This window comes from Micromonospora inaquosa, assembly GCF_003857055.1.
In the GTDB taxonomy this organism is placed as follows: Bacteria; Actinomycetota; Actinomycetes; order Mycobacteriales; family Micromonosporaceae; genus Micromonospora; species Micromonospora inaquosa.
On sequence record NZ_QGSZ01000243.1, the window covers coordinates 1 to 6227 of the forward strand.

The window sequence follows — 6227 nt, forward strand, 5'->3', positions numbered from 1 at the left end:
ACCCGGCTGTGGAGCTGGAGTTGGCCCGGCGGATGGCCGACGAGGCCGACCGGCACGGGCACCAGGCGGAGCTGCTGGCCCAGCGGCCGGTGCTGCTGCCGACGTGGTCGCCGCTGGCCCGCGCGGTCGCCGTCTACGCCGGGTGCGGCGCGGCGGCCGGTGTGCTGATGCTGATGCTGGTGCTCGCCTCCGGGGTCGGTCTGGTCGACGGGTTCACCCTCGGCGCATGGATCTGCGCGGGGCTGCCCGCGGTGGCGTTCTTCGGCGGATACCTGGTGCTGGGCCGGTGGGGGCGGCCCGCGATGGTCGCCGGCACCCCGCCGCGCTATCTGCCGCTGGGGTTCCTGATCTGTTTCCTACTGGTGCCGATGGCCTACTGCGCCTACCTGCTGCTGGTCCGCGGTCTGCGCTGATCGGTGTGCGCGGTACGTCGAAAGGTCGGTCGCGGTGCCGAGTCATGTAGATGACTGAAGCGCGTCCATTCGTTGGGCATGACCGATGGTGGAGACGGTGTCTGCGTCTGCCGGTAGCCGCGCCAGGCCAATGAATGAAGCGTAAAAGCCTCGGATTTGGCGCGCGGGCAGAAATCGCGTCCCAGGGCTCGCGTCAAATGGAGGTAGTTCGGTGCTCAGTTCGACGGGTACGAATTCGTTGCGGTTCGGGATGGCCGGAGTCATCGCTCTTGCGCTGCTCGCGCTCGTCGGTGTGCTGGCTTTCTGCGATGACGAGCCCGCACCGCCCCGAACGAGCAGCCCGACGCCCTCCGCGACCGGTTGCGTCGGCTTGCTGGACGACAGCACCCAGGAATGCCTTGGCCCGGTCACCGACAGTGCCACGCTTGACCCCGCGATCCGGGACGTCGCCGAGAAGATCCTCGTCAGCAATCGGGAGGTCGGTGCCCAGTCCCGACGGTACGTCCGGGTGGTGCTGCTGACGCCGTTGAGCATCGCTCCGAAACCCGCCGCCTCGGCCATGACCCTCGAACCGATCAAATTCAGTTTGCAGGGCGCCTATGTGGCCTTGCGCCGGGCCAACACGTCGTCGGCCTTCGGTGACCAGAACGCACCCGCCGTGCAGTTGCTCCTGGTCAACCAGGGCAGCAGGCAGCCGGCTCTCGACGCGCTCGTTCCGGCGATCGTGGCGCTGGGCGACGCCGAGCATCCGGTGGTGGCCGTCGTGGGCCTCGGCTCCAGCTTCACGGGCACCGAGGGGGTGGCGTCGACGTTGTCACAGCGGGGCATCCCCATGGTCGGGGCGGTCACCTCCGCGACCAGCCTCAGCGCGGAGCGATACTCGACGTTCCACAGTGTCTCGCCGAGCAACGACGACTACGCGATGTCGCTGAAGGACCTGCTGGACAAGAACCGGGAGACGCTGCCCCGCAACGGAATCGTCGTCTACGACCAGAACAAGGACCCCTATCCGTTGACGCTGACCGAGGCCTTCACCAACGTGCTGAAGGGCTACCTCAAAGCCCCGCCGCAGGCCTTCGCCGGCGGCACTGTCGGCAATCCAGCGATGCCGAACGTCTTCAGCCCGGTGGTGACGAACCTGTGTAACGCGGTGGCCGACGACGCCATCAAACTCCAGATGGTGTTCTACGCCGGCCGGGTCGCTGACTTCCCGAGCCTGGCCGCCGCGCTGCGGGAGCGGACCTGCCGCACTCACCCGTTGACCATCATGGTCGGCGCCACCGGGTTTCAGCTCTCACCGCAGCAGGTGAATCTCCTCGACGAGGCGAACGTTTCGGTGATCTGGGCTTCCTCGGCGGACGCGCCGGGCTGGATCAGCAAGCGACCCGGTACGCCGGAGGGCTTCGCGGACTTCTTCAAGGCCTACCACGTCGACGAGAAGTTCCCGTCCGACAACCTGAACGACGGCTACGCGGTGATGTACCACGACGCCGTCGCGAGCGCCGTGAAAGCGATCCGGATGGCCACCGGGAGAGACAACCTGCCAGGAGCCGTCGACGTGCAGACCCAGTTCAGCAACCTCACGCTGGCACACAAGGTCGCCGGCGCGTCCGGCACCCTGTCGTTCGGCGGCCGGGCGAACGGCGACGGGCGGGCCACCGGCAAGGTCGTGATGTACCGGCAACTCGGCAAGACCGGGCCCCGACTGCCGGCCGACGTCCCGCCGTACCTCACGCCGTGACGCCGCCCACCGGCCGGCCCTCGCCGCCCTCGGGCACCAGCCAGTGTCGACTGCGGGGGTCCTCGTAGGCGTCGATCCACTCGTTGGGTCGCCACATCCGTACGCCACGTGTCCGGATCCGGGGTTGCAGCCCGAGCATGGTCAGCGCCAACCCCAGCTCCGCCGTCGCCAGCAGGACCGCCGCGGTGCCGCCGACCGGGCCCAGCAAGCCGCCGGGTCGGGCCAGATCCCAGCCGACAGCGACGAGCGCCGCCACCGAGAGCAGGGTCAGCGTCGCGCCCGTTGCCCTCTCGGCCCGGTGCCGGTCGACCCGGTGCGCCCGGACGACGGGAACGACGACCGAGGCGGCGCGTCGACGCCAGTCCGCCTCAAGGCTGGCCCAGCGGCCCGGGTCGGTGGCCTTGGCCTCCAGGAAACGGTTGACGTCAGCTGCCTCGGCGGCGACCTCCCTGGCCCAGCACAACAGGGTCACCAGGTTCGACTCTCGGTCCAGTCCGCGCCGGAACGGATACACCTGCTGGCGCAGAGGAGCGGTGGCGAACCTCGGCTGCGCGGCCGGCTGACGCTGCAACGTGTGGAAGCAGGCCGGGTCGGTGGCGAGCCGCAGCAGTCGGTCGACCAGGGGTACGAGGGAAGGGTCGTCGGTGCCTGCGCCCTCGACGGTGCGCAGGCAGCGCCACAACGGCTCGACGAATCGTGGATCATCGGGCACGACGCCCACCAACCGGGTCACCATCAAGCGGCTGATGGAACTCTCTCCCAACCGTTCCACCAGCATCGTCACCACGTCGAGCAGCGTCTCGTGGGTGCCGCCGAGCGCGTCCGCCGCGTCCGCCTCGCCGGCGACCTTCGTCAGCCAGGTGAAGGCCAGGTCACGCGCGGCGTCGCGGATCGCCGCGCGCGGCGACGCCGTGGCGCTCAGCACCGCTGCCAGGGCGGGGAGCATCACCGGGGGCCTCGGGTCGCGCAGGGGTCCGGCCATCCGCTCCAGTACGGAGAATCCGACCGGGTTGAGGCAGTCCGCCCCGGCCAGGCAGGCGCAGGCGAGGGCCGGGTCGACGTCGGCCAGATCCTCGATGAAGCCGGTGACGAAGGCCTGGTCCGCAGTGGCGGTGTAGAAGAGCACCACTCGACGCCACTCGCGCTCCATCGCCCGCTCGCGCAGCAGTCGTAGGCCGTCGTCGCGTTGGCGCAGCAGTTCGGCGGCGACCAGGTGCTCCTGCAACGAGCGGTGCACGAACTCGTACTGCTCGTCGGCGACCCGGCTGAGCAGCCCAGACCGATCGATGATCTCGTCGACGAAGTCGCCGGAACGACCGTTGAGGTTCTGCCGCAGCCGATCTCCGGTCGCCGACACGAAGTCGACGAGCGCCAACCGGTCGAACGGCCCGAACCCCGGCGGGCCGAGCGCCGCCCGCAGCGCGAACTCCCGTAGAACTCGAAGCTTGTCGGCCTGATCGAACTCGTTCGCACCGCTGGAGAGGTCATCGGCCCGGAAACTGTGCCGGCCGAGCATCTCGTCGATCATCTCGTCGTACAGCCGCGCCGTCGAGTGTGCGATGGCGGGGAACTTCCGCCCCGCGTACAGGCCGACCGACATCGAGAGGACCAGCGGATTGCGGTGCATGCCCAACGTGCCCGAGGCGCGGAGCTGCTGCATGAACCGCTGCGGTCCGTCCACCTCCGGGAACCGATCCGGGAAGGCCCGCAGGTAGGCGAGGATCTCGGTGTCCCGCAGTGGTGCCAGCACATAGCTGCGGTGCGCACCGAGCCGCTCCGGCCGCCAGTCGTCGGCGATCCGCAGGAACGTGAGCCGTCGGCAGGTGATCACGATGCGGGCGTTGGCGGTCGGCAGCTCCGGCGTGTGGTCGTTGAGGAACCGGTACACCTCGTCCCGGACGGCCGAATACCTGGTGGGCGTCACCTCGTCCAGCCCGTCGAGCAGGACCACGCAGCGCCGCTGCTGCAACACCTGGGCGAAAAGCTGCTGGGCCTCCTCCTTGGTCAGCGCCAGCCCTTTCTGCGACCGCAGCATGGCAAGGATGTAGTCGGTCACCGTGCCCGGTTGCACGACGCCACGGAGCAGCCGCACCGGCACCAGGAACGGCACCTCACGGATTCGCCCGTCCCCACCGCGACCGTCGATGCCGCCGAGGGCCGCGATCCCGAACGCCTTCAGCGTGGTCGTCTTGCCGGACCCGGCGTCACCGAGAAGGACGACGTGGCTGTCCCGGTCGGCGATCCGCTCGCCGGCGTCGGCGGCCCGGTCCGGCTGCCCGTCCTCGGTGACGAACAGCGGCACCAGCGTCCGTTCGAGTCGGAGCGTCTCCGGCGCGGCCAGATAGGGGTTGTACACCCGGTGTTCCGTGATGAACCATCGGCGGTACCGCTCCTCGGGCGCGCCGCGCCGCAGCTGGCGCATCCGGAGCTTCGCCCAGCCCGAGACCACCACGATGGCCAGCAGGGTGCTCAGCAGCAACTCGCCCCGGTCCAGCCAGTCCCAGACCCGCAGCCACTCCAGCGCCATGTCCACACCGTCGATGGTGCGCTACCGCAGCTACCTGGCGTTGCGGCCGAGACTCGACTCGCCGAACGACCGGCATGATCCGTTCGACGGTGCGGGAATGGGGTGTCCGGGCCGCGTTGATACCCCCGACATATGTCATTTTGGGTTGATCTTGAGCTGGCTCACTGCCGGTCGGATTCGACTGGCGCGCCTGTCTGTGGTCGGTTTGTGCCGTGCGTAGAGTCGTCCGCGGCGTGTGAGGCGGCCACCAGGATTTCGTCGAGTTCGCGGTCGGTGAGACCTTCGTCTTCGAGCAGGCCGAGCAGCAGCACCGTCCGCGCGACGATCGCCGCGGTGTCGGGGGGCACCGGCGGACGCTCACCGAGCGCCGCCCACACCAGCGCCTCGGCCAGCACCGGGTCGACGTCGCGCCCGGTCGCGTCATAACGTTCCCGGACGGACGCCACGAACCGGATCACCAGCGCCCGATCCTGCCCCGCGACGAACCGCCGCCGTACCGCCACCAACAGCGCACCGGCGAGCAGGTCCGCGTACCGCAGCCAGTCCGATTCGGCAAAACGGCTCAGTCGCCGTTCGTGGCCGCGCAGCCGCCCGGCCAGCAGGCCGCGTAGCGCCGCTTGCGGGCCGGTCACCATCGTCGCTCCCTGACCATCGTGAGTGCTCTCCTGTGTGCGCGTGGCCCGGTCAGACGCCCCCGCCTGGTCACCAGCGCGCTCGCTGCCTGGCAACCGCAGGCGATCACTTCGGCGCTGCCGGCGACGCTGGCCCTGTCGTTGACGCTGTCGTGGTCGGCGGCGCTGTCGTGGCTGGCGTGCCGGGGCGGTGCTGCGGGCTCTCCGTCCAGTGCTGCCACCGAACGGTCGGTAGGTGCTGCCATTGAATGGTCGGTAGGTGCCGCCACAACCGGCCTGTCAGTGCCGCCACCGAACGCTCGATCCGGCAGCCGCCGACCGCGAGCCGGGCAGCGACCAGGTCCAATCGGGTGGATCGCCGCCGCGAAGTGCCGGGCCGCGACCACGTCCGCCACCTCCCGGGTACGCCGCAGCCGGTCCTCGGTCGCGCTCAACCGCCAGCGGACCCGGGCGGCCAGCGCGGCGGCCCGGTCCGCGTCGATCCGAGCAGCGTGCAGACCGGCGAGCAGGTCCCCCACCGAGCCTCCCGGCGACTCTCGATCGGCGGCCAAGCCGGCGTAGACCAGGCTCAGCGCCCGCCAGCACTCAGTGTGTGACCGCCTCCTGCCAGGGCAGCCGCCGACCGGGCGGCCCCGCCCCGTGCATCTGCGCGCCGGCCCGATCGGCAGCGGAGATGGTCGCCAGCCAGGCGGCACGTAGATCGGCCAGAGTGTCGGTGCTCATTCGCCCGCCTCGGCACTGGATTTGACCAGGAGAGCGAAACGCACATCTGTACAGGGGTAGTCGACACCGCACTCGCAGAGCCAGCGCCGCACCACCCGCGGCGGGTGAGCGAAGAGGACATCGTCGGCATCCTCGACGTCCTGATCGGACACGAGCCGGTGGCGTTGCTCGGCTGGGGCTGGGGCTGGGGC

Annotated in this window: 7 protein-coding genes; 2 read left to right on the forward strand and 5 right to left on the reverse strand. The window is 70.0% G+C overall.

Going from position 1 to position 6227, the window contains the following annotated elements; genetic code table 11:
* Together DLJ59_RS21335 and DLJ59_RS21340 are read left to right on the forward strand one after the other, a co-directional pair.
* Positions 1–413 (forward strand): hypothetical protein (locus tag DLJ59_RS21335; RefSeq protein ID WP_124774403.1); only part of this gene is annotated, 413 nt, incomplete at its 5' end.
* A 211-nt stretch (positions 414–624) separates the two neighbouring features.
* A complete protein-coding gene (locus tag DLJ59_RS21340; protein ID WP_124774404.1) occupies positions 625–2154 on the forward strand; it encodes a type 1 periplasmic-binding domain-containing protein in 1530 nt (509 codons plus the stop codon).
* On the opposite strand, the gene DLJ59_RS21345 is transcribed toward DLJ59_RS21340, so the two are convergent.
* The 5 genes from DLJ59_RS21345 to DLJ59_RS36990 form a co-directional block, all read right to left on the reverse strand.
* Positions 2144–4681, reverse strand: a complete 2538-nt coding sequence (locus DLJ59_RS21345; protein WP_244236155.1) for an NACHT domain-containing protein — start codon at positions 4679–4681, stop codon at positions 2144–2146. The genes DLJ59_RS21340 and DLJ59_RS21345 overlap by 11 nt on opposite strands.
* Positions 4682–4842: 161 nt before the next feature.
* Positions 4843–5313 carry a hypothetical protein gene (locus DLJ59_RS21350; RefSeq protein WP_124774406.1) on the reverse strand — a complete coding sequence of 157 codons (471 nt, stop codon included), beginning with the start codon at positions 5311–5313 and terminating at the stop codon, positions 4843–4845.
* On the reverse strand, positions 5310–5831 hold the full coding sequence (locus tag DLJ59_RS21355; protein WP_124774407.1) for a hypothetical protein: 522 nt from the start codon (positions 5829–5831) through the stop codon (positions 5310–5312). Before DLJ59_RS21355 ends, DLJ59_RS21350 begins: the two co-directional genes overlap by 4 nt.
* Before the next feature lie 67 nt (positions 5832–5898).
* Positions 5899–6036 (reverse strand): hypothetical protein, encoded by a 138-nt coding sequence (locus DLJ59_RS36400; RefSeq protein ID WP_158630883.1) that lies wholly within the window; start codon positions 6034–6036, stop codon positions 5899–5901.
* Positions 6033–6227: hypothetical protein (locus tag DLJ59_RS36990; protein WP_208648785.1), on the reverse strand; the 195-nt coding region annotated here is incomplete at its 5' end. The genes DLJ59_RS36990 and DLJ59_RS36400, both read right to left, overlap by 4 nt.